Consider the following 23,178-nt stretch of genomic DNA (forward strand, 5'->3'; position numbering starts at 1 on the left):
ATTAAGGAGTTACGAACAAACATCATGGTTCAATCACCTCCAAAACTTCTAACTATTGATGAATTTATTGCTAACTACGGCGACAGCAATAGTTACGAACTAATCGATGGTGAATTAACCGAAATGGAACCAATGGGGCCGCACGAACAAGTATCCGCCTTTCTCGGACAGAAATTAAATGTAGAAATTGACCGTCTGGATTTACCCTACTTTATTCCCCCTCGCTGTCTCATCAAACTATTAGGAACAACAACAGCCTTTCGCCCGGATGTGCTGGTATTAGATCAAACTCGACTGATTAATGAGCCATTGTGGCAACAAGAACCTGTAATTACATCGGGAAACTCGATTAAACTAATCGCTGAAGTCGTGAGTACCAATTGGCCAAACGACTATGCCCGCAAAGTTGAAGATTACACCTTGCTGGGAATTCCTGAGTATTGGATTGTTGATTATTTGGGCATTGGCGGCAGAGAATATATTGGCAAACCCAAACAGCCGACAATTACAATTTGTACGCTGCAAGAGGATGAGTATCAAAGACAGTTGTTTCAAAAGGGCGATCGACTGATTTCCTCAATTTTCCCAGATTTACAGCTAACTGCACAACAAATATTCGCAACAAGTGGCATTTTTAACTCCTAATTCCCAAACGGCGGTAGATCGAGTAATTGGTTTTTGGAAGGTGAAAGCTGGGCGGGATTTCGGCCGGTTTGGGTGGGAGTTTGGCGGATCTCGATCGCAGTTTCGCCCGGATTTGCGGTGCGAGTAGGTACTATTTCTAAAGAATATGCTGGTGCTGGTTCCATTTTTGTAGTAGGAACAGTTTGTGCTTTGGTGAGCAAGTCAACGGCGTCTCCGAGGGCGGTGGTTAAATTTCTGCTAGTTTCGGCGTGACGGGCTTCTTCTTGTTTGAGGGCTTGAGTCAGTTGTTTAATTTGTTCGATCGCCCGATCGCGCTCTTCGAGAACTTCTGCTAACTTAGCTTTAAGTTCCCCAACTGTATGCAGTCGTTCAACCTCCTGCTGGCGAACAACTCCAGCCTCGTCACCTTCGGGCTCAATCGGGTAGAAATTCTGCAATTCCTCTATCTGCGCTGACAAAGCACTGATGCTTTGCTGAGTGAACTTAGCATCATTCCGGCGTTGCTCCGCTTCGGTATTATAGAGTTGGCGCCATTGAGCCGCACTTTCACCAGCGTCATCGCGATCGCGCGAAACCTCTGTTAACTGCTGTTGCAGCCGCTTAATTTCATCTAACCATTGTCTGACATCTTGAGACATATTGTTTATTTTAGATTTTAGATTTTAGATTTTAGATTGAAGAAGGGGTAATTGTGAATGGGTAATCGCTTAATTAATTAATTGTCTTTATTTCCATTTGCCCGATCGCCCTGTATTCATTTTGCATTTTCCAGTTCCCCATTTCCTGTGCGCTATGAACATTTATTACTGGTTGCGCTACGTAATTTTAGCTTTTTTGAAGGCACTTTTGAGGCTGCTGAGAGCTGTCACAAGCAAATTTGGTGATTTTTGGCAGTTTTGCCGGTGTTTAACTTGGAGCACACTCAAGCAAGTCGCAGTGAAGGCGGGAGAGCAGCGGTTGCCGGGGCTGTCTGCGGAAATGGCCTACAATTCTATGCTGGCGTTGTTTCCGGGGCTTTTGGCTGTCTTGTCGGCGATCGCCCTGTTTGAACCTTTGCAATCAACACTGTATCAAATCGCCCGTCTTTTGGGGGAAGTGATACCAGATGACGTTAGGAATTTGATTCGCGGCTTAATCAAAGAAATTCTCTTAACTCGCAATAAAGGGTTGTTTTCGGTGAGCTTTTTTGCGTCACTGTGGGCATTTTCTGGCGTAATGAGCGCGGCGATGGCTGCGATGGATCGCATCCATGAAATCCCGATCGATCGAACTCGCTCTTTTGTGAAAGCAAAACTCATTTCATTAGGGCTGAGCATCGGTACAATTGTGCTGTTAATTATAGCATCGGGAGCTGTATTTGTCAGCGACTTAATTGTGCAAGCTCTTGCCCGTCAGAGTTGCTTCTTGGAGTCCGTCGCCAATTGCGATTTAAAAGATGTCCAAAATTGCTTGTTGCTCGCCGGAAATTGCCCTTTAGAGTCCCAATTATTAGCTGTTTGGCGGCTGTGGCGGTGGCCGAGTTCTTTAGGGATTGTATCAGTTGCCTTTGCTTTTGTTTACCGCTACGGGCCGAGTCGCCATCAAGCCGATATTCCAATTTTTTCGGGAGCTGTTTTTGCTGCTATTTTGTGGGCGCTGCTTTCGGCTTTGTTTCGGTTTTATGTTTTGCATTTAAGCAATTTCAGTTGGACTTACGGCACGATCGGCACTTTTATTGTGTTGCTGCTATGGCTGTATCTTTCTTGTTTGGCGATGTTGAGCGGTGCTCAGTTGAATGTGACAGTGGGAAAGGCAATGAAACTATCAAGAAAATGATAATTTGGAAGGAAGTTCGGCAAGGGATTGTGTAGCGGATGTAACGGATGGATGTTGAGAAAAGAAGTTATCTAGGAGAGAGCGAAGAGGTTGGTGTAGTGGGGCGGGTTCACCCGAATCTATAATATAAACGAAAAAGCCAGTAAACCCGCCCCGACCCCGACTGATTAATTGTTTAACTTACCATAAAGAATTGGTTTAAAGCCTCTCCCCTAAATGCGAGAAATTAAAATCAGACTATTATTCATTGCTTCAATCCTCTTCCTTCCAGGTAAAGTGCTGTCAACTGTCAACTGTCAACTGAATGAACGGATGCCCGATTAATTACGCAGTAAAGTGCTGAGGATACCCGCAACAAAAGATAGCAAAATCAGTATCCAAATAACAGCGCCGGGAATGAATGTCAAGAGGCCAACTCCTCTGAGAATCCAAACTAACAAAGTTATCCCCAGGATAGTCAAGAAGATGCTAGTTGATAGTCGAAGTTGAAATTTAGGAGAATTAGTCATGTTGAATGTAAAAATTTTATCTGGATCAATGATAGCTGTTTTATTGGCGATCGGCTTTCACATCGGATTAATTTCGAGTCCCGATGCTGCTGTAGCGCGTGTAGGTGCAAATAAGCTGGGGGAAGTGGCGAATGCTGCGATAAAAGCTCCTTCTGCAAGTTTAGCAATTAGCGATCGCACAATTGGCGAAGCAAAAATCGGCATGACTTTCGGACAACTCAAGCAGGCTTTGGGTTCCACAGCCCAGTTTCAGGTAGAGTCTCCTTTTATGGTAGACTTTGATGCAGTGGCGATTAGTCGATCGGGCAAAGTGCAGTATCGGATTATCTATGCTGCCGGTACAAAGCTCAAAGATACCGATGTTATTGAACTTTTGATGACTGAAAACGCCAATTATAAAACTGTTCAGGGCGTAGGGCCGGGAATGACATTGAAACAAGCCGAGGCAATTTACGGCAAAGCTACATTATCTTATAACACAGACAATGAATCCAGAGAAGGAGTTGTCTTTGCCAAACAACCGACTCGAAAAATTATGTTTGTTCCCAAGGCTGAGGGAAAACAATTTGCCGGGGTTTATGGTGCTGGGAAAGGTGGATTTTATCAGACTAATAAGTATCAGCCGAATGCTGCGATTAAGTCCGTGATGGTGCGGAAGTAGACTGATCATTCCCAGAAACCGGGTTTCTTGCGAGATACCTCGCCACCCAACCTAAATTATCCGAAAAATCAGGTTTCTGACACCAAAATTAAGGATTATTGGTATTTACTTCCAAATACTCTTGATTGTCAAGATAAGTTTTAATATTCTCCAGTATTTGACGTAGATACTCTATGACTTCATTCTTAATCTCTAAAAGTTGCTGAATACTCTTATCTCGCCCCACATCCTCAAAAGACTTAACTCCGTGGGCTAAGTCGTTTCTATTCCTTTTAACAACTACAAGATTTTGCCCGTTTTTTGTCTGCTCAGCTTTTGTTTTACATGAAAAACCGTATTTTTCTGCTATTTCTTTAATCAACTTAGCATCCACATTCCCTGAAAATAGTTCTTCGCGTTCAAATGTAGCTGTGATGATGTCTGTAGATATTTGGTTAATTTGTAAATGAATTTTCTTAGGAGAACGGTTTTTAAGATTTTGAAGAACAATCATTTTGATTTCTGGTTTGAGTCGATCGAAAGAGATTGCTTGAGCTTTTAATTCATCAAATATGGCTTCAATGGCATTTCGCATAGTGGATTCAACTAAGTTATACAATAACAAAAAACCATTAGCTTTAAGAGTTTTTGCTAACTCAGAATTAAGACTTTGTATTGTGTCGTTGCCAGCACTATCGGCTACTGCTAATTTAGTAGTTTGTTTGATCAAACCCTCTAGAAAAATGAAGTAATCATTTACCTCATTGGCGCGTGTATTGAAATCTAAGAGTACAGTGTTCATCTTTAGCCTAGGAGTCGATCGCGGACATATTCAATGCGTAAAACTACTTTATTTTTAGAACTGCTGGCATCAGATTTCGTGCAATTCTTAAACTCTTTTGAAGTTAGCAATTCTGTTGACTTTAGTTCAAGATTGCTTCTTTCTCTCAAAGCAAGAGCAACACCTACAGCCAGAGACTCAAATTTAATCCGAGTTGTTGTTCTCGCGCCATTTTTACCTTGGCGAAATCCTTGAGGAAAATATTTTTCTACAAAGTTTAGCATTGACTCGAATTCTGCCCGCATTGTTTCGCGATCGAATTCCTTGTCGTCATTTACTTGCTTCAGATAGTCATCAAGAAATTTGTTTATCTTGCTATTAAAATTGTTATAGTTGTTTAAAAATGCAAAAAAACGCAACACAAATTCTTGCGGTTCGCGGCTGCGAATAGCAGACTCAGAAAAAGCGCATAATTTTCGGAACTGCTCATGTTTAGATAGTTCCTCAATCAGTTCAAGAAACGGGCCTGGCAGTATGCCTCTGCGCTTTTCCATCTCGTTGAGATCGACGCTACCTGTATTAATGCGTTCAAATAAATCTCTTCGCGTTTCTTCATTTGCACTTTCAGTTAATTGAATCATCCGAAGTGTAGTGCGGTTGAAGCGCCTCTGACGTGCCAGGGGCAAATCAGCAAACTTAAATCCATTTAAAGTCTGTATTTTCTTTAATTCTGTCAAGGTTAATTCGTTATTGATAAATCTAGTTAGAGTCCGAATGCGTTGTGTACCATCTATTATTTCTAAACGGGCTTCATCGTTTTCATCCTCATGGATGTCAGCAACAAAAATATAAGGTATTGGCAGCCCCAAAATTATAGACTCAATAAACTTTGACTGCCTTGCTTCATCCCAAGCCATTTCTCGTTGGTAGTCGGGGATGAACAACTCATTGGTATCATCATCCTTTCCTTCCATATATTTTTGAACGAGTATTTCGACTGGATACTCTTTGGTATCATAATTAACTAGCTGCTGCTTGTCGCGGATTTCGGCTTCAGCAGCATCAACTTTTTTGTGTTGCTCGGTAATTTCTAGTTTCGATCGCATATTCTTAAATAATAATCGGGTATTGCTGAGCGAATAGATCTATCGGTACTGTAATTTTACCCTAAAACTGTGGGATTGAGCTCGTACAAGCGATCGCACTTATCGACAAAAGTGCGATCGCCCATATTGAACCAACTCAAAACAGCAGCAAAATTACAGTTTATACGCTGGCGAGGGCATTGGCAGAGTGGCCTAACTTGGCTAAATGATTGCTGTCTCCGCTTAAATCGAAGACAACCTCACACTCTCGCCACGCAACCTAAATTATCCGAAAAACCCGGTTTCTAAGACTTTGCACAATTCCCAGAAACCGGGTTTCTGGCGAGATATCTCGCCACGCAACCTAAATAATCAGAGAAACCCGGTTTCTTCTACTTTGCCGCAACTCCAATTATTTAGCAGTCACCAACTGGGCCGGCAGCCGCTTAAACGCCAACCTTTCATTCTCGATATCCACAAAAATCGTATCGCCATCCACAAAATCTCCCCGCAAAATACCCTTCGCCATTTGCGTTTCCAACTCGCGTTGAATTCCCCGCTTCAGTGGCCGCGCACCGTACACCGGATCGTAACCAATTTCTGCCAAGAAGTCGATCGCCGATTCCGACAAGTTCAGAGACATTTTGCGATCGGCCAACCGTTTTTCCAAACGCTTGACTTGCAGCAGCACAATTTGCCGCAATTCCACCTTACTCAAACCGTGGAAAATAATCATCTCATCAATCCGGTTCAAGAATTCCGGGCGGAAAGTTCCCCGCATCGCCTCCATCACCCGACTCCGCATTAGTTCGTTATCTCCCGCCACATCCAAGATGTATTGAGAGCCCACATTCGATGTCATAATAATCACAGAATTCTTAAAGTCTACCGTGTGACCTTGAGCATCAGTAACGCGGCCGTCATCCAAAATTTGCAACATGATATTGAAGACATCCGGGTGCGCTTTCTCGATTTCATCAAACAGAATTACCGAATAGGGACGGCGGCGCACAGCCTCAGTTAATTGTCCGCCTTCGTCGTAGCCGACGTATCCCGGAGGCGCACCGATTAACCGCGAAACTGCGTGTTTCTCCATGTATTCCGACATATCAATGCGGACGATCGCCTCTTCGGTGTCAAACAGGTATGATGCTAATGCTTTCGCCAACTCGGTTTTACCTACGCCTGTGGGGCCGAGGAAGATAAAACTCGCCACCGGACGGTTGGGATCGGCTAAACCCGCGCGCGATCGCTGAATGGCATCTGCAACCGCCGTCACCGCTTCATCCTGTCCAATTACCCGTTTGTGCAGTTCATCTTCCAACTGCAAAAGTTTCTGCATTTCCGATTCAACTAACTTGCTGATCGGAATTCCCGTCCACTTAGAAATAATCTCGGCAATGTCAGATTCCGTGACTTCTTCCCTGAGTAAAGTTTTACCTGTAATCTGACTTGCTGTCAGTTTAGCTTCCGCTTCTTTCAGTTGTTTTTGCAACTCGGTTAACTTGCTATATTTCAACTCAGCAGCGCGGTTAAGGTCATATTTTAATTCAGCTTGTTGAATTTCAATGTTAACCTTGTCAATCTGTTCTTTAATGTTTTGAATGCTGCCGATGACACCTTTTTCTGATTGCCATTGGGCATTCAAACCGCTTTGCTGTTCCTTGAGATTTCCCAAGTCTTTTTCCAGTCTTTCCAAACGGTCGATCGATGCAGCATTACTTTCTTTTTGCAGCGACAGTCTTTCCATTTCTAGCTGCAAAACCTTGCGATCGATTTCATCGAGTTCTTCCGGCTTGGAGGTGATCTCCATTTTCAGTTTAGCCGCAGCTTCGTCCATTAAGTCGATCGCTTTATCGGGAAGGAAGCGATCGCTAATATATCGAGTTGACAAAGTAGCCGCCGCCACTAACGCATTGTCAGAAATTTTCACACCGTGGTGAACTTCGTAGCGTTCCTTCAAGCCCCGCAAAATCGAAATAGTATCTTCAACGGTTGGTTGGTCAACATAAACTTGTTGGAAACGGCGTTCTAAGGCCGCATCTTTTTCGAGATATTTGCGGTATTCGTCGAGAGTTGTAGCGCCGATACAGCGCAATTCTCCCCTCGCTAACATGGGTTTGAGCAAGTTGCCGGCATCCATCGAGCCTTGAGTCGCGCCGGCACCGACAACGGTGTGAATTTCATCGATAAATAGGATGACTTTGCCGTTGCTGTCCATAACTTCTTTGAGCACGGCTTTCAAGCGTTCTTCAAATTCTCCCCGGAATTTTGCACCGGCAATTAACGCGCCCATATCTAAGCTAATTAATTGTCTGTCTTTGAGAGATTGCGGCACATCTCCGGTGATAATTCGCTGGGCGAGTCCTTCGGCGATCGCAGTTTTACCAACTCCCGGTTCCCCGATTAATACGGGGTTGTTTTTGGTGCGGCGGCTCAATATTTGAATCGTGCGACGGATTTCGTCATCTCGTCCGATGACTGGATCGAGTTTGCCTTGACGCGCAGCTTCTGTCAAATCTCGGCCGTATTTTTCCAGCGCTTCATATTTGCCTTCTGGATTTTGATCGGTCACTTTGTTGTTCCCCCGGACTTGGGTAATGATATCTTTGAGCTTGGCTTCATCTAGTTTAAATTCTTGCAGTAGATTTTTGCCGAAGCGATCGTCCTTAACGTAACCTAGGATCAAATGCTCGATCGAGATAAATTCATCGCCGTACTCTTTACGATAAGCTTCAGCCCTGTCTAGCAGGGTATCCAGGGAACGGCCGAGATAAACGTTGCCGCCAGTTCCAGTGATTTTGGGCTGGCGACTGATAAACTCATCTGTGCGATCGCGCAATTTGGCGATCGTCACTCCAGCTTTGTTAAATAAACTGCTCGCAAGTCCCGATTCTTGTTCCAGCAAAGCTTTCATCAAATGTTCGCTTTCTAGCTGCTGCTGCTGGGCTGCTTTGACAACTTCTGGGGTGCGTGCGAGGGCTTCCCAGGCTTTTTCCGTAAATTGGTTTGGATTATTCGGTTGCATAAATTTTAATTCCCTGAATTCAAAGCGATCTATACTTTAGAGGCAATTGCTTAATTGCCCGTATAATCGTCATTGTACGAAGTTACGGACGGGGAGCGGATCGGTGTTCCCCTATATTGAGATAGGTATATCCGTCATGTGTCGCAGTCCCTCGCAAGCAAAAGGTAAACTGTCACGCCTAAAAGTTGCACTTTGATGAATTACCCAGTTGAGTTTAAGCCGAAAGCGATCAAAGATTTACAATCTTTGCCAGCGGAGGTACAAAGCCGAGTTTTGACTAAAATTGAGTTAATCCAAAATAATTTGACGGGGGATGTGAAACGCTTAACAAACTATACGCCAGAATATCGGCTGCGGGTAGGAGATTACCGAGTTTTATTTGAAATTGAGGAAGATATTTTGGTGATCTACCGCGTCAAACATCGCAAAGATGCTTACACTTAAACGCCTGGAGGAAATATCTATGATTCCATTACATCCTGAGTTTATCACCAAAAACGGCAAAAAAGAATTTGCAGTGATACCTTATGAAGAATTTGAAGCACTCCAAGAATTAATTGCTGACATAGAAGATTTGATTGATTTGAGGGCCGCCAAAGAGGAAGACGCAAATCAGCCTTCTATGCCTTTAGCAGAAGTGAAGAAAATGTTAGGATTACTCAATAATTAATCCGTAGAATTATGGCAAAAGTCGCAAACTATTTTAAGTAATTGAGCGGATATGATATAACTCCTAACTACTGTCAACTATCAACTGTCAACTATCAACTGTCAACTGTCAACTGTCAACTGTCAACTGTCAACTGTCAACTGTCAACTGTTTTCATGCTTGCATCACCACACGTTCCGGGAGACTGACAATAAAAGTTGAGCCTTTCCCGTCCTCGCTTTCGACACTAATTTCGCCACCGAGAATTTGACACAAGCGCTGGCTAATTGTCAATCCCAAACCCGTGCCTCCATACTTCTTGGTAGTCGAAGCATCAGCTTGAGTAAAAGGCTTGAATATCTGCTCTAATTGCTCGTTAGTCATGCCAATGCCTGTATCCCTGACTCGAAAAATCAAAACTTGAGAATTGTAGTTTGAACCAGAGTTAAAATCTTTATTTTTCTTTCTTTTCGTCTGTTTAACTTTTTCATTTTTAATTCTTTCCACCTCGATAGTAATCACCCCTTTTTCAGTAAATTTGGCAGCATTGCTGAGCAAGTTTAGGAGAATTTGCCGCACTTTCGGTTGGTCGGCGTACATTGTGCCGAGTTCGCCTTGGATTTTCAGCGCTAAAGCATTGCCTTTTTTCTCTACTAGCGGTTGAGCCGTAGTCATCACTTCTTCAATCATTGTCGCTACGTCGAAGTTTTCCAAATAAAGCGTGACGTGCCCAGCTTCTATTTTGGAAATGTCGAGGATGTCGCTGATCATGTCGAGCAAATGTTTGCCTGCGATTTGAATTTTTTCTAAGTCGGGGAGAAAATCTTCGGAACCGGAATCTTGAGCATCTTCTTGCAGCATTTCGCTGTAGTTGATGATGGCATTGAGGGGAGTACGCAGTTCGTGGCTCATGTTGGCGAGAAATGCACTTTTCGAGCGGTTGGCAGCTTCGGCTGCTATTTTTGCTTCCTGTAAGTCTTCTGTGTATTCCGCTACTCTTTGGATCAGTTCGTTAAGGGAAGTTGCTAGCATTCCCACTTCGTCGGAAGTGGTAACGGGTACTTGCAGGTCAAAGTTTGATTCTTCTGTCACTCGCTGAGCGATGAGGGTGGTGGCTTGTAGTGGTCGGGCGATCGCCCTGCTGGTGTATATTGCAAGTAAGGTGGCGATACCCGCCGATACCAACAGAGAACCAACCAGAATCAGAGTTCCGAGTTGTTCAGCTTTCTCGTAGGTTCTAAATGCCTTGTCTGCTTTGTCCCGAAAATTGCCAGCGAGTTTGGCTGAATCCTGCGAAAACTGTTCGAGTTTAAAAGCATTGCTCCCAGTGGCCAAATTATACAAGTTCCGCTGGAATAGCTGCCGCTGCTGCAGATTCAAACCAGATAACTTCGCATTCCCCAGCAGTTTCTGGACTTGTTGGAAGTAAGCTTCTACTGTCTTGCTGTTGGCTTTGGCGAACTCTTGAATCTCTTGGTAATCTTTGGCAACATCGGAATTAGTAGTCGGTGGCTGGCTTTGCAGTTGTTCTAGCTGTCCGCTCATCTGAGCAACACGAGTCAGAAAATCCGATCGTTCGCGATCGAAAATTTGCGGTTGTCCCATCAGATTCAGCAGCAAGAGCTGCTGAATTCTGACTTCCTGCGCGGTATTATTCAGATTGGTCAGGATTTCGGCTTTATCTCGGTCGATCGCCAGTTTTTCTCTAACTTGCTGCTTATGATAGGATTCTACTCCCCGTCCCGTCACAGCACCCAAAATCGCAATACCAATGACCAAGGCGTATCCGCAGCCGATTTTCTGCCGGATACCCAAGCGACCCAACAGACTTTTAAAACCTATTGGAGGATGGTTCTGGGGTTGATTTTTCGAGGCTAAGGTTGAAGACATGGGGAATTTACTCGTCACCCTGAGAGGCATTATCTATATTCTAATTGATGCCTGCGTGAGGGTAAATAAAGTTATGACTTTAAACCAAAATTCGGCAATTATGGGGTCTGTGCAGGGTTCCACAGCTCGATCTGCTTGACAGTTGGGAAGAGTTATGGTTAACAAATTATAAGTGGCGGGTTATAAGTTGCAAGTTACGAGTTAGATTTTTGATTCAAGACTCAACTTAACTTGCAACCCACAACTTATCGGTGTTCCTCTACTGGCAAAGTTGAAATTGTGCTATCTTAGCAGGAAGTTTTGAAGCATTAGGTACGCTAGCAGAGGTAGAAACGAAGATTCCCATCCCGAAACTGCAACCCTCTGCGTTGTTGCATTCCCCAGGCTTGGCAGTCAGTTGATATTCGCCTTGGGATGGAGGAGTAAAAGATATTGTCACGAGTTCACCTGTCTTTTGACTCGCTGCAATTTGTTGACCGCTGGCATCTGTGAGAGTTAGGTTTAAATCTTTGCAGTTGCCGTCGCAAGTAGCAACAAAAGTATACTCTATATCAGGATGCAGCGTTGCTCTAAAAGGAGATGACACTTGCTTGCGAACTTGGGCTAGCAACGGCACAAATACTAACTTTTGACCGTTGCCTTTCCGCTGCTCAACTTCTGTTTTTAAGCGACAAACAACCGTTTTTTGGTCATTGGTTAGTTCTTGAGCAATAGCATTGCCTGCGATTGCAGTACCGAGGAGTAGGGCAATGCCCGAAATAACTAAATGTTTGATCTTCATTGATGTCCCGTAAAATTAATTTTGGGTGATTGCAATAGACCGCTTTTGTCAGCAGTCGATTGATTTATCTGGAGCCTATCACATTTGTTGACTAAAGTTTTAAGTTTTAAATTATTTATCGCTGTGCCGAAATTCCCAAGCGGGAACAAACTTAGAATCTCCCCAAACACCGCGGCGATTTTTCTTGGCTTCGGCTTCCGCTTGTTGGACAACAGTTGCACTCGGACAGTTTTTCAAGTATGGACGGTAAACCATTGCTAATCCTTCGCGCAGCAAAACTTCTTGAGCAAATCTGCCGTTTGGCAAGCGAACTTCGCTAATTTTTCGGCCGTAACGGTCAGTATCAGTGACTGTCAAAACGACTCGACCGCCCCCTTCTTTGACTAGCTGCTGCATTCTTTGCTCGGCTAGATTTCCCCACTTGAACTGATTTTTTTCGGCTGCTTTTTTACTATTTTTTTCGGCGTTGGTGTGGGCAATTTCCGGTGCATCTACGCAGGCAAAACGCACTTTGATATCCTTGCCAGCGGCATCGGTGGCAACAAGTGTATCGCCGTCGCTGACTCGTTTTACAGCATAGTTATTCGGCGGTAGCTTTTGAGGACAGCCGGAGAGTAGGAATAGCAGAACAACTGCGCTCAAGCTGGTGATTGTAGGGGAAATGGGGATTTTATTTTGCCTCATAATTCTCTATTTTTTATTTTGTTTCCATCCAATTTTGCCCCGCGTGAATATCAACTATCAACGGTACGCTAAGCGGCAGAGCATTTTCCATCGCAGTTCTAATTTTCGGCTGCAATTCTTCCCATTCATCCGGTGGGACTTCAAAGATTAATTCATCGTGAACTTGCAGCAGCAGTCGCGCCTGATAGTTTTGTAAAATTTTGTTGACCTCAATCATGGCAAGCTTAATGATATCAGCACTGGAACCTTGAATGGGAGCGTTGGCGGCGGCCCGCAAAGATTGGGCGTCATTTTTACTGAGGGACTTAAGTTGGCTGGGGTTAATTTCTTCGGGGTTGTGGCCTTTCAAGCGGCGGAGGCTGCCATGCTCCTCGAAGTTGAGATAGCGACGACGACCTAGTATAGTGGAAACATAGCCAAGGGCGATCGCACTTTTTTTCACACCCTCCAAAAATTCAAAAACCTTACTGTAACGCTCGTTAAATCGTTCAATAAACTTTTTACCATCTGCGGAAGATTTGCCCATCGAACGACCAAACTTAATCGCCCCCATACCATAAACTACCCCAAAATTAATCGTTTTGCCAAACCGTCTTTCATCGGGAGTTACTTCCTCCTTTTCAAACAGTAGTTGAGCCGTCAGGGTATGCACATCTCGGTTATTTTGGTAAGCTTCTATTAACACAGGTTCTTGACTCAAATGAGCCAAAATTCGCAGTTCAATTTGAGAATAGTCAGCCGACACCATCAGCCAACCAGACTCCGGCAAAAAAGCCTTGCGAATTTGCCGCGAAAACTCGGTACGGATGGGAATATTTTGTAAATTTGGATTGGAAGAAGAAAGGCGGCCGGTACCAGTTGCAGTTTGGTTGAAATCTGTATGCACTCGCCCGGTATCTGCACGCACTAACTGCGGCAAAGCATCGACGTAGGTTGATTTTAATTTAGACAATGTTCGGTGTTCTAATAAATCGTCTACAATCGGATGGTCTCCTTGCAATTTATCCAAAACAGCCGCGTCGGTAGAATATCCAGTTTTGGTTTTGCGAGACTTTTTCTGAAATTCATCGGGGATTTTTTCTAACAAGATTTCGCTGAGTTGTTTGGGCGAACCTAAATTGAATTTTCTCCCCGCTGCTTCATAAGTATTTTCTTCGAGTTGTGCTAATCTCTTTTCTAGCTGCTGGGATAGTTCTTGCAGATACTCTGAATTAATCCGAATTCCGCAGTATTCCATTTCTGCTAAAATTGGTTCTAAAGGCTGTTCTACTTCTAGCAGTAACCCGTGCAAAGTTTTTCCGGGAAGGCTAGCTTGATCAGCTTTATCCAATTCGGCTTTAAGTTTACTTACTAACCCAAATGTGGTGTGAACATCCATGCCGCAGTAGTCAGCTACTTTGATAATACTGATGTCAGCAATTGTTTTGTTTTTCGGTACTAATTCCTTGTAACTTTCTGCGACAATGCCTAAGTATTTCCTTGACAATTCGCTGAGACTGTGGCTGGTTTCTGGGTTGAGTACGTAACTGGCTAGCATGGTGTCAAACACTACTCCGGCGAGTTTGACTCCTTGACAGCGTAGGATCGATCGATCAAATTTAGCATTTTGCAGCGCCTTCGGATAACTCTCGCTTTCCAAAATCGGACGCAAAGCATTTAAAACCGTGGCTTTGTCCAAATTTGTGCCCGTTTTATGTCCCGTGGGAATGTAAGCTAAATCTTGTTCTCCGGTTCCCCAACAGCAGCCAATTCCGACTAATTCGGCGTCTCGCGGTTCTAAGGCGGTGGTTTCGGTATCCCACGCCACGGGTGAGGCTTTGTCTGTGAAAGTTTGCAGGAGTTCGACTAATTCGTTTAACTGTTCGATTGTTTGAATTATTTGCGGTTTAATTGGCAGTTTGTTTTCCTGCTGGGCGGCTTTGGTGTCAGAATAACTCCAAAACCACAATTCGTCTGCTTCTGAACTTTCAGAATTTGCAGCGGAAAAATCACTGGAATTATCAGCATTAGACAATTCAGAGACTGTAAATTCTCCCTTTTTCCGAACATCCGTTAAATCCCGTACATGGCTCGATGCCGAACTTCCATCCGTGACATCCGTTAAATCCCGCACATGGCTCGATGCCGAACTTCCATCCGTGACATCCGTTAAATCCCGCACATTGCTCGATGCCGAACTTTCTTCTTCTACACCGCCAAAACGCTTTTGAATTTGCTTAACTTTGGTTAAAAAAGTTTTAAATTCCAACTTTTCCAGCATCGGAATCAAAGCTGCTTCATCAAAACCTATCAACTGACAATCTTCTAAATTGACTTCTAAAGGAACTTCTTGAATAATTGTCGCCATGCGCTGAGAATGATAAGCAGATTCCTTACCTTCTTCGAGCTTTTTCTTAGTTGCGCCTTTGAGTTGATCGATGGCTGCATAGATGCCATCAAGAGTATTGTAAGCTTCCAGTAATTGCAGGGCGGTTTTGTCGCCGATGCCTTTAACTCCGGGAATGTTATCGGATTTGTCACCGCAGAGGGCTTTGTAATCTATTACTTGTGCGGGCAAAATACCGAGTTTGGCTTTGACTTCTTCCGGGCCGTATTCTTGGGATTTGCCTTTTCCCGATCGCCTAAGTTCATCTGTACTCAAATATAACACGCTGATTTGTTTCTCAGTTTCTACTAATTGAAACAAATCTCGATCGCCCGTCAGGATTTTCACCCGATAACCGGCGGCGCTGGCTTTGTTTGCCAAAGTTCCCAAAACATCGTCGGCTTCGTAGCCCGGAGCGGTGAAGGCTGGTAAATTGAAATAGGTGAGGAGTTCTTGGAGGTTTTTGAGATCCGGGATAAAATCTTCGGGAGTTTCGACGCGACCGGCTTTGTAGGTTTCGTCTGCTTCGTGGCGAAAAGTGGGCGTGGCGAGGTCAAAGGCGATCGCCATGTACTCCGGTTCATGGGTGGCCATGACTTCCAGCAGAGACTTGAGAAAGCCAAAACAGACGCTGGTGGGAATGCCTGTTGTAGTTCGCAAACCTCCGTCTCGACTTTTGGCAAAGCCGTAGTAGGAACGGAAGGCCAGGGAGTGGCCGTCAACTAAGATGAAGGTAGGAGCTTGATTTTCAGACACTGACACAGATGGCGATCGCACGAAACAGCTTTATCATTCTACTCATTTGTCATACCTGTTTGAAAATAGCATCTAACTGCAAACAAGCTCTAAACCCTTATATAATCAGTCATTCCCAATTCTAAATTCTCAAATCAAAAATCGTGCGACGCTCGCGCTAGCCGAAGTCTCAAACCTCAAATCGCTCGATCGGCATAATGTGCAGCTTGGCTCAGAATAGTAGAAGATGTTACGTGCGATTCACGCGCGGGATAGCTTCGCTTCACGCAAATTTACCAACACCTGCCGATCGAAGCTTATGGGTGATATTAATCGATGCTACGAAATCCTCGAAATTGAGCCTGGAGCTTCCCTAGAAGAAATTAAGCACGCTTACAGGGATTTAGCCTTTGTGTGGCATCCCGATCGGTTGCCCCCAGGCGATCGCCTGCAACAAAAAGCCCAACACAGATTAACCGAAATTAATCAAGCTTACCAGGAATTGCTGTTGTTTCTGAGTCAACCTGAACCAAAGTCGATCGACCAACAGCCACCGCAGCAGCCACCACCTGCGGAAAAGCCTCCAGAAAAGCCCCTGAGAAGGCGTTCTGGAAAATCAGCCGGTAGAGTTGGTGCTCAGCGCAGTCACACCCGCCCCAAAGCCGCATCAAAAAAAACTCAAACTCAAAACAAGCCCAAAAGCAAAAAACGATTGACAACTCAAAATCGGGAATCGTCGCGGGGGAAAAAGCTATCTGGGCGTAGCGTGGCGAGGGAAGCATGGCTATCTCCAAACTATCGAAACCTTACCCCGAAAAAGAAACAAGAATTTCCGACTCAATACTCAAAACCGTGGCTATCTCAAAACTATTCCAGCTTTCCTTGGGGGCCGCTGACAATCGCCGTAGCGAGTTACGCTTTGACTGGCTGGATTTTGACTAAATCTGAGGCCCCGCTGTGGATGTCGACTTTAATCTGCGGTGCGGATTGGCTGTGGGCTGCGATTTTGCTGGCGGAGGGTTCGGCAACGCCTAGAGTGTGGCTGGCGGCGTTAGTTTTGGCTGGAGCGGTGGGGGGGTCGATCGCAGGTTTTCAGGCGGGAGGAATGGTAACGGGGGCTGTCTGGGCGCTAGTTGGAGCTGGTTTGGGGGCGATCGCCAGTTCCGAGGCAGAGTCTCGCGCCGTAGCTGTAGTTTTGGCCGCGGCGGGAGTGGCGACAGTGGTGGGATTGATTGCTGGGACGGGTTCTGGGGATTGGCGGAAGGCGTTAGTTGTGGCGGTGTCTTGGGGGATTGTTGGTTTGACGTGCGGGCTGGTGGCGGAAGTAGCTGTTAATTCTCGCGGATCAACGATAGGGCTTGTAGGCTTGATCGGGTTGGGAATGGGGGCGTGGGCGGGGGTTTTGGCTGGGGCGGGTTCGGAGGCTTTGGCTGGGGCCTTGAGCATTGCTGGATCTAAGACTGTTTATGGGGCTTGGGCTGCGATGGGGATGATTGCGGGAGTTGTGGCGCGGATGGTGGCTGGTGAAAGGTCGATCGCCACTGGCCGCGGGCTGTACACATTTATCTTGTTAGTCGCTACTTCTGGTTTTGGGCTGTGGTTGGGAAATTGGTTGGTTGGTCGATCGCATCTTTTCAATTAGTCATTAGTCATTAGTCATTAGTCATTACCGTAAGTTTCCTGGTTTACGCATCGGGGGCTAGAAACCCGGTTTCTACGAGTTTTTTTTGTTGAGTCACGATAAATCTACAAAAAAACCGGGTTTCTGAGGTTGCAAGTGCGATCGGCAAACACTGAAACCATCGCTTTTCTTCCCTCTTCCCTCTTCCTTCTTCCCTCTTCCTTCTTCCTTCTTCCTTCTTCCCTCTTCCTTCTTCCCTCTTCCTTCTTCCCTCTTCCCTCTTCCTTCTTCCTTCAGCATAACTCCCAGCACTTATCACTTTTCAGTAGGGCTTCAAACTCAGCACTTGGCAAAGCCTGACTGAAAAAATGACCTTGAATTTCATCGCAATCGTGCTCGCACAAAAAAGCCAGTTCCGGCTGATTTTCTACCCCCTCAGCAATCACAGTCATGTTCATACAGTGTGCCATTTGAATAATCGCTACTGTAATCGCTGCATTTTGGCGATCGTCTGCAATATCGCGAATAAAACTCTTGTCAATTTTCAGCGCATCAAACGGAAAACGTTTCGGGTAACTCAAAGAAGAATATCCCGTACCAAAATCATCAAGTGCGAGCCTAATTCCCATCTCTCTCCACACCGTAAAAGCTTGAATTGCTGCCGTTTCATCTTGCAAAATTAGACCTTCCGTCAATTCTAATTCCAAACATTTAGGATCGAGATTAGTTTCTCTCAATATCTGGCTGACTCTCTCCGTCAATTTTTTTTGCTCAAACTGGCGGGCTGACAAATTGACAGATATCCGCAGCGGAGGCAAACCCTCTATTTGCCAAGCTTTAGTTTGCATACAAGCAGTCTCTAACACCCATTCACCCAGCGGCGAAATCAAGCCCATTTCTTCAGCCATTGGAATAAATTCCCCCGGAGAAACTCTGCCCCTTTTTGGATGATTCCAGCGCACCAAAGCTTCAGCACCAATAATCTTCCCTGTTTTAATTTCTATTTGCGGCTCATAGTAAACTTCAAACTCCAAGCGTTTTAAAGCATTGCGAAGACAAGTTTCTTGAGTAAATTGATTGATAGAACTATTGGCAACTTTTGCCGTATAAAATTTATATTTATTGCCACCTTCTTGCTGAGAATTGTACATTGCTACATAAGCATTTTTCAGCAATTTGTCTCCATCGTTGCCGTCTCCCGGAGATAAAGAAATGCCGATACTTGCCGTGACGTAAAGTTCCGAGCCTTTGACAATGATAGGTTGGGCTACAATATCTAAAATGTTTTGAGCAATCTTGCCAGCATCCTGTTTTTCGGCAACTGGTTCGAGTACAATTGCAAATTCGGCAGCTTCTAAACGAGCCACAAAATTAATCTTCTCCGTGCAGTTAGTCAGCCGCTCGGCAACTTTGCAAAGTACGGAGTCGCCGATATCGTGTCCCAAGGTACTATTAATCCGGTTAATTCTATCTAAACTGAGAGTCACAACTGGTATCATTACTGGCAATGCTTTTTGCTTGTCTAATACCTGACTTAGCTGCTCCCGCAACAGCGCACGATTGGGCAAATTTGTTAAACAGTCGTGCTGATGTCGGTGGAGAGCTATTTGAATAGTTGTGTGCAAGTTTTTTTCCTCAAAGGGTTTCACAATATAGCCGAAGGGTTTGGTTGCATTGACGCGCCGCAAAGTTTTTTCATCAGCATAAGCTGTTAGATACACTACCGGGATCTGAAATCGCGATCGAATTGCTTCTGCTGCTGTAACACCGTCTATTTCTCCTTGCAGGTTAACATCCATCAAAACTAAATTCGGTCGGATTTTGGCTACTGATTCAATCGCTTCTTCTCCCGAATAGACAATATCAGTTATTTGATATCCTAAAGATATTAAACTGTCGGAAATGTCTTCTGCAATGATGCTTTCGTCTTCTACTATTAAAATTTTTTTAGTTGACATTAATTTCTTTCCTCCGATTCCTATTGGTTTGGAAAATGTTATTTGAAAAGTCGTGCCTGCTGTTTCTAATAGTTCTATTTCCCCCCGAATTTGCTTGACTAAAGACCCGACTAGCCGCAAACCGAGTGTTCGGGCCTTGCGATAATCTAACTCTTGAGGAAAACCAATGCCACTGTCGCTCACGGCTAGCACGCAAACTCTATTTTCATCTAAAGTAAAATCTATTTTAATTTTACCTTGAACTTGTCCTGTAAAAGCATATTTGAGGGAATTTGTCACCAGCTCGTTGATAATCAATCCGCAAGGAACTGCCGTATCAATATTGAGAGAACACGGCGCAATATTTGTTTGCAAATTGACGCCTTCTGTAGGAATTTCATAAGCTTGGAATAAATTGTGGGCGAGATTTTGGATGTATTCAGCAAAGTCAATGTTTGACAAGTCTTTGGATTGATACAATTGTTCGTGAACTAGGGCCATCGATCTGACTCGGTTTTGACTTTCTTTTAACATTTCACTAACGCGGCTGTCTTGGATGTAGCGGGATTGAAGTTTGAGCAAACTGGAAATAACTTGAAGGTTGTTTTTGACGCGGTGGTGAATTTCTTTGAGGAGGACTTCTTTTTCGGCGAGGGATGCTTTGATGCGATCCTCGTCGCGCTTGCGGTCTGTAATGTCCCGCACTACTGCTTGAATTATTTTGCGCCCGTTAATTTCCATTGCATTTAACAGCACTTCTGCGGGAAATTCTGAACCGTCTAGCCGTTTGTGTACCCAGTCAAAGCGACAGCTACCTGTTTGCATTGCTGTGGATATTCTCTGTGCTGCTAGACTGGATGAGTCTTGTCCGCTAGGCTGAAATGGCGGGGAAAATTCGCTAGGTTTCTTGCCGTAAAACTGTTCTTTATTTGTGCACCCAAATATTGCTAAGGTGGCGGGGTTGCAGTCAAAAAAGTTTTGTTCTTCGATCAACATTACTGCGTCGCTTGTGGCTTCGTAAAGGCTGCGAAATTTGCATTCAGACTCTTGCAGAGAAGTGATTAATTGGGTCTTTTGAAATTCCGCGCGCTTGCGGTCGGTAATGTCTATTCCTACAGAAACTGCTGCGCTTCCTTGATGATATTTCTGACCTACTATCAAATAATTTCGGATGCTGCCGTTAATTTCTACGTCTATTTCTTGTGAGGTTTGCTGAGATGAACTGTCAAAAAAGTTTCGGATTAGTTGTCCAAAAGTCGAGCCTTTGTCGAGAAAGTTGATTTCTTGACCGACAAAGCTTTCAGGAGACCGTTTGAACGAGGTTGCTAAGTGCTGGTTGACTTCAATATACCGCAAATCTGAACTTACCCAAGAAATTAGTCCGGGCACGGCATCCAAGACGGCGCGAAGTTGGTCTGTAGCTTCTTGGAGTGCTTCTTCTGATCGCTTGTGATCGCTAATATCTGTCGCCGTTCCGCACAGGCCTAACATCGCACCGTTTTCAGCTTGGTTGACGATGCTGTTGACGCGCAGGTGGACGGGAGTACCGTCTTTGCGGATGTGTACTGTTTCGTAAGCAGAATTAAAGGTTTCTGGCTGAATGCTGGTTCTAGCTAAAAGTTGCCCTAATATTTCTATTTGTCGATGTTTTTCTTCGGGATACAAAAAGTCGGTGAAGCGGCGGCCGATCATTTCTGGCGGTTCATAACCGTAGATGCGTTTGGCGGCGGAATTGACAAAAGTTAAGAGGCCTTGAATATCGATCGACCAAATCAACTCTTGGGACGTTTCTACAAGGTTGCGGTACTTTTTTTCGCTGTCAGCAAGTGCTGCATTCCAGACTGCCGTTTGCAGAGTAAGTCGGGCTTCTAATTGTTGATTTGTTGTTGCCAGAGTTGCGATCGACTTTTTGTACTCCGTAATCTCAGTAGAAACACCGACAGCGCCGATAACCTCGCCGTTTCCATCTCGCAGCGCTGTCGATCGAATTTCGTGCATAAAATGCCCCTCTCTGGCATTCCAAGTGCGATCGTTTCCTGCTAATACCTGGGCAATATTTTCTAAGATATCTGGCTGGCTGCTGTAAAGTTCAAAAATCGACAGCCCAACAGATTCACTTGGTTTGATTCCCAAATTTTCCAATCCTTTGCCTGCTGCAAGGGTTAACCTACCGTCTTTGTCGGTTGCCCACAGGAACATCGGCGCACAACTGACGGCGGCGTGCAGGGTTTTGTTGGTAAGTTTTAGCCGATCGATTTCTGCCTGAAGCCGATCGCGGGTGTTGCTTAATTCTACTGTTAGTCGATCGGCTTTTTCCTGCCAACGGGCAGCACTGTCGCACATTTCTGCGGGATTGCAGGAAGGATAGATGGATTGGTTGCAGTGTGACATGGTTACTATGGGATGCACAGTATATTTAATCCCAGCCTATTTTTTAATCATAACTTTTTAAGTGAAGTATTACAGTTCGCTGTGATACTCACCCGATCAAGATGCAATGGTTTAAAGATAGTTTAAAGGATTCATAAATTGTGGCTTCCCCAGTTGTGTAGCGACTATTCAGAAATTGACAATAAGCTGAATAAGGCCGATAAATCCGTATTTTTACGCCAAGTATGTGTAGTGATTAAAAAAAAAATTACAATTCTCAGCTTGCACAAGACATAAAATTATAAAGTTATTATATTAGTTTGAGTAGATTCACGTACTCATCAATGGGAGATCTAGAATGGGGAGTCGGGAATTGAGAATTGAGAATTTTTAACTCTTTAACTCACAACTAAAAACTTTCCCTCTTCCTTCTACGTTCTTACCTTAAGTGTTCCGATCTTTAAATTCCAAATTTAGATAGTAGTATCTTCTGAACAACTGGCGATATTTTCACCCCGCCCAAAAACGGATACAAGCCCCCGAATTAAGTCGTAATCCCAAAATCTTAGACCCAAGTTAAAGCTCCCAGATTCATCTGTGGAGTCAATTCTAAAATCTAAAACTTGTACGAAGTCGAAGCATCTAAAATCTAAAATAGACTGAATGTGGGGACTGATGGCAACTGTCGGAATTTCGGCTTTGTATTCGATGGATGTGTGCCGCTTCGCACGGTGGGAAATTTGAGGTTCTGCACTTACAGAACTTACGGACTCTTGAGCAAGAAACCCGTGTCTGGTTAGCTGGCTCGCGATCGAGCCCAATATTGATTGTAGAAACCGAGTTTGTTTGCTGAGGTGTTGCATTTATTGACGGCTGGCATTTGTACTATTATAATCAAATCAGCGTTTCACACAAAAATCCGAAAGTGATATGTCACACTTCACAACGATCAAAGTTCAGATCAACAACGGCGAATTGCTGCATCAAGTGTTGGAAGAGTTGGGTTATCAAGTAGAGTGCAATGTGCAGGTGCGGGGTTATCATGGCGACAAAACTAATGCCGAGTACGTAATTCGGCAATCCAATGGTTACGATTTGGGTTTTCGCCGCAGCGGAGAGGATTATGAATTGGTGGCAGATTTTTGGGGAGCTCGAATTAACCAGCAGGAATTTGTTAATTCAATTAGCCAAAAATACGCGCGCAAAAGTTTGATGGCGGCGGTACAATCTGAGGGTTTTCATGTTGAGGAAGAGGAGACTTTGGCGGATGGGACGGTGAGGATTGTTGTGGGTAGATGGGTTTAGGACTCGCGCTTGATTAACTCGCAAGCTATTTGGCATTTAAATTGAAGATGGATCGCGGGCTTTCTGGCCCGCGCCACAAAAGTTTAATTATTTATTTGCTACGAAACAAGTATTCCGATGCAAACGAAAACGATATTATGGGAAGGTTTGGAGGATTGAGTAATGGCATTTAGTAGGGTATAAACAACTATTACCGCAGGAGTTCATGCTAAGGAATGAAAATTTAATAACCTCAGCGGTGTATAATAAATAAATGAGTGAATATGAATAGGTTCATGTTTCGGTATTGATGTCAAATATTATACCTACTTGGTTCTTCTTATGTCGCCCATGATTTG

The 23,178-nt window shown here is 44.4% G+C and carries 18 protein-coding genes; 7 read left to right on the forward strand and 11 right to left on the reverse strand.

The window, feature by feature from the left end; genetic code table 11:
• The first annotated feature begins 24 nt into the window (after positions 1 to 24).
• Complete coding sequence (locus K4039_RS21685; RefSeq protein WP_265238429.1) at positions 25 to 645, forward strand: Uma2 family endonuclease; 621 nt, start codon at positions 25 to 27, stop codon at positions 643 to 645.
• On the opposite strand, the gene K4039_RS21690 is transcribed toward K4039_RS21685, so the two are convergent.
• On the reverse strand, positions 642 to 1,283 hold the full coding sequence (locus K4039_RS21690; protein WP_265238431.1) for a hypothetical protein: 642 nt from the start codon (positions 1,281 to 1,283) through the stop codon (positions 642 to 644). The two genes, K4039_RS21685 and K4039_RS21690, sit on opposite strands and share 4 nt — an antisense overlap.
• 154 nt (positions 1,284 to 1,437) lie before the next feature.
• Between K4039_RS21690 and K4039_RS21695 the strand changes: the two genes are divergently transcribed.
• Positions 1,438 to 2,460, forward strand: coding sequence for a YihY/virulence factor BrkB family protein (locus tag K4039_RS21695; RefSeq protein ID WP_265238432.1), 1,023 nt, complete (start codon positions 1,438 to 1,440; stop codon positions 2,458 to 2,460).
• A 507-nt stretch (positions 2,461 to 2,967) separates the two neighbouring features.
• Complete coding sequence (locus K4039_RS21700) at positions 2,968 to 3,630, forward strand: hypothetical protein (RefSeq protein WP_265238434.1); 663 nt, start codon at positions 2,968 to 2,970, stop codon at positions 3,628 to 3,630.
• 88 nt (positions 3,631 to 3,718) lie between these two features.
• Here K4039_RS21700 and K4039_RS21705 read toward each other — a convergent pair whose 3' ends face one another.
• The 3 genes from K4039_RS21705 to clpB form a co-directional block, all read right to left on the reverse strand.
• Positions 3,719 to 4,411, reverse strand: coding sequence for an MAE_28990/MAE_18760 family HEPN-like nuclease (locus tag K4039_RS21705; RefSeq protein WP_265238436.1), 693 nt, complete (start codon positions 4,409 to 4,411; stop codon positions 3,719 to 3,721).
• 2 nt (positions 4,412 to 4,413) lie between these two features.
• The gene (locus K4039_RS21710) at positions 4,414 to 5,496 is read right to left on the reverse strand and encodes a DUF262 domain-containing protein (RefSeq protein WP_265238438.1); all 1,083 of its coding nucleotides are present in this window, start codon (positions 5,494 to 5,496) and stop codon (positions 4,414 to 4,416) included.
• Positions 5,497 to 5,887: 391 nt separating this feature from the next.
• A complete protein-coding gene (gene clpB / locus K4039_RS21715) occupies positions 5,888 to 8,503 on the reverse strand; it encodes an ATP-dependent chaperone ClpB (RefSeq protein WP_265238440.1) in 2,616 nt (871 codons plus the stop codon).
• A gap of 195 nt (positions 8,504 to 8,698) precedes the next feature.
• Between clpB and K4039_RS21720 the strand changes: the two genes are divergently transcribed.
• Positions 8,699 to 8,947, forward strand: coding sequence for a type II toxin-antitoxin system RelE/ParE family toxin (locus K4039_RS21720; RefSeq protein ID WP_265238442.1), 249 nt, complete (start codon positions 8,699 to 8,701; stop codon positions 8,945 to 8,947).
• A 19-nt stretch (positions 8,948 to 8,966) separates the two neighbouring features.
• Positions 8,967 to 9,173, forward strand: a complete 207-nt coding sequence (locus K4039_RS21725) for a type II toxin-antitoxin system Phd/YefM family antitoxin (protein WP_265238444.1) — start codon at positions 8,967 to 8,969, stop codon at positions 9,171 to 9,173.
• Positions 9,174 to 9,326: 153 nt separating this feature from the next.
• Here the strand turns inward: K4039_RS21725 and K4039_RS21730 are convergent, their stop codons facing one another.
• From K4039_RS21730 to polA, 4 genes are all read right to left on the reverse strand, one after another.
• The gene (locus K4039_RS21730; RefSeq protein WP_265238446.1) at positions 9,327 to 11,042 is read right to left on the reverse strand and encodes a HAMP domain-containing sensor histidine kinase; all 1,716 of its coding nucleotides are present in this window, start codon (positions 11,040 to 11,042) and stop codon (positions 9,327 to 9,329) included.
• A gap of 259 nt (positions 11,043 to 11,301) precedes the next feature.
• Entirely contained in the window at positions 11,302 to 11,823 is a 522-nt protein-coding gene (locus K4039_RS21735; protein WP_265238448.1) for a hypothetical protein, read from the reverse strand.
• Between the two features lie 111 nt (positions 11,824 to 11,934).
• Positions 11,935 to 12,507, reverse strand: a complete 573-nt coding sequence (locus K4039_RS21740; RefSeq protein WP_265238450.1) for a thermonuclease family protein — start codon at positions 12,505 to 12,507, stop codon at positions 11,935 to 11,937.
• Between the two features lie 13 nt (positions 12,508 to 12,520).
• Positions 12,521 to 15,628: a DNA polymerase I gene (gene polA, locus K4039_RS21745; RefSeq protein WP_265238452.1), complete on the reverse strand. Its 3,108-nt coding sequence runs from the start codon at positions 15,626 to 15,628 to the stop codon at positions 12,521 to 12,523.
• 226 nt (positions 15,629 to 15,854) lie between these two features.
• On the opposite strand from polA, the gene K4039_RS21750 reads away from it, so the two are divergent.
• A complete protein-coding gene (locus K4039_RS21750; protein ID WP_265238454.1) occupies positions 15,855 to 17,249 on the forward strand; it encodes a J domain-containing protein in 1,395 nt (464 codons plus the stop codon).
• Between the two features lie 43 nt (positions 17,250 to 17,292).
• Here K4039_RS21750 and K4039_RS21755 read toward each other — a convergent pair whose 3' ends face one another.
• The 3 genes from K4039_RS21755 to K4039_RS21765 all read right to left on the reverse strand — a co-directional run bounded on the left by K4039_RS21755 (position 17,293) and on the right by K4039_RS21765 (position 22,398).
• On the reverse strand, positions 17,293 to 17,547 hold the full coding sequence (locus K4039_RS21755) for a hypothetical protein (RefSeq protein WP_265238455.1): 255 nt from the start codon (positions 17,545 to 17,547) through the stop codon (positions 17,293 to 17,295).
• Positions 17,522 to 21,556 (reverse strand): EAL domain-containing protein, encoded by a 4,035-nt coding sequence (locus K4039_RS21760; RefSeq protein WP_265238457.1) that lies wholly within the window; start codon positions 21,554 to 21,556, stop codon positions 17,522 to 17,524. Before K4039_RS21760 ends, K4039_RS21755 begins: the two co-directional genes overlap by 26 nt.
• Positions 21,557 to 22,008: 452 nt before the next feature.
• On the reverse strand, positions 22,009 to 22,398 hold the full coding sequence (locus tag K4039_RS21765; RefSeq protein WP_265238459.1) for a hypothetical protein: 390 nt from the start codon (positions 22,396 to 22,398) through the stop codon (positions 22,009 to 22,011).
• 67 nt (positions 22,399 to 22,465) lie between these two features.
• Here K4039_RS21765 and K4039_RS21770 point away from each other — a divergent pair, with 67 nt between their 5' ends.
• A complete protein-coding gene (locus K4039_RS21770) occupies positions 22,466 to 22,840 on the forward strand; it encodes a DUF1257 domain-containing protein (RefSeq protein WP_265238461.1) in 375 nt (124 codons plus the stop codon).
• The last annotated feature ends 338 nt before the right edge of the window (positions 22,841 to 23,178 follow it).

Origin of the sequence: Lyngbya sp. CCAP 1446/10, assembly GCF_026130175.1 — a bacterium.
Classification (GTDB): Bacteria; Cyanobacteriota; Cyanobacteriia; order Cyanobacteriales; family Microcoleaceae; genus Microcoleus.

Bases quoted from the DNA above. Each gene is read 5' to 3' on its own strand.
- K4039_RS21685 (WP_265238429.1), top strand. From the start codon at position 25: ATGGTTCAATCACCTCCAAAACTTCTAACTATTGATGAATTTATTGCT.
- K4039_RS21690 (WP_265238431.1), bottom strand. From the start codon at position 1,283: ATGTCTCAAGATGTCAGACAATGGTTAGATGAAATTAAGCGGCTGCAA.
- K4039_RS21695 (WP_265238432.1), top strand. From the start codon at position 1,438: ATGAACATTTATTACTGGTTGCGCTACGTAATTTTAGCTTTTTTGAAG.
- K4039_RS21700 (WP_265238434.1), top strand. From the start codon at position 2,968: ATGTTGAATGTAAAAATTTTATCTGGATCAATGATAGCTGTTTTATTG.
- K4039_RS21705 (WP_265238436.1), bottom strand. From the start codon at position 4,411: ATGAACACTGTACTCTTAGATTTCAATACACGCGCCAATGAGGTAAAT.
- K4039_RS21710 (WP_265238438.1), bottom strand. From the start codon at position 5,496: ATGCGATCGAAACTAGAAATTACCGAGCAACACAAAAAAGTTGATGCT.
- clpB (WP_265238440.1), bottom strand. From the start codon at position 8,503: ATGCAACCGAATAATCCAAACCAATTTACGGAAAAAGCCTGGGAAGCC.
- K4039_RS21720 (WP_265238442.1), top strand. From the start codon at position 8,699: ATGAATTACCCAGTTGAGTTTAAGCCGAAAGCGATCAAAGATTTACAA.
- K4039_RS21725 (WP_265238444.1), top strand. From the start codon at position 8,967: ATGATTCCATTACATCCTGAGTTTATCACCAAAAACGGCAAAAAAGAA.
- K4039_RS21730 (WP_265238446.1), bottom strand. From the start codon at position 11,042: ATGTCTTCAACCTTAGCCTCGAAAAATCAACCCCAGAACCATCCTCCA.
- K4039_RS21735 (WP_265238448.1), bottom strand. From the start codon at position 11,823: ATGAAGATCAAACATTTAGTTATTTCGGGCATTGCCCTACTCCTCGGT.
- K4039_RS21740 (WP_265238450.1), bottom strand. From the start codon at position 12,507: ATGAGGCAAAATAAAATCCCCATTTCCCCTACAATCACCAGCTTGAGC.
- K4039_RS21750 (WP_265238454.1), top strand. From the start codon at position 15,855: ATGTTACGTGCGATTCACGCGCGGGATAGCTTCGCTTCACGCAAATTT.
- K4039_RS21760 (WP_265238457.1), bottom strand. From the start codon at position 21,556: ATGTCACACTGCAACCAATCCATCTATCCTTCCTGCAATCCCGCAGAA.
- K4039_RS21765 (WP_265238459.1), bottom strand. From the start codon at position 22,398: ATGCAACACCTCAGCAAACAAACTCGGTTTCTACAATCAATATTGGGC.
- K4039_RS21770 (WP_265238461.1), top strand. From the start codon at position 22,466: ATGTCACACTTCACAACGATCAAAGTTCAGATCAACAACGGCGAATTG.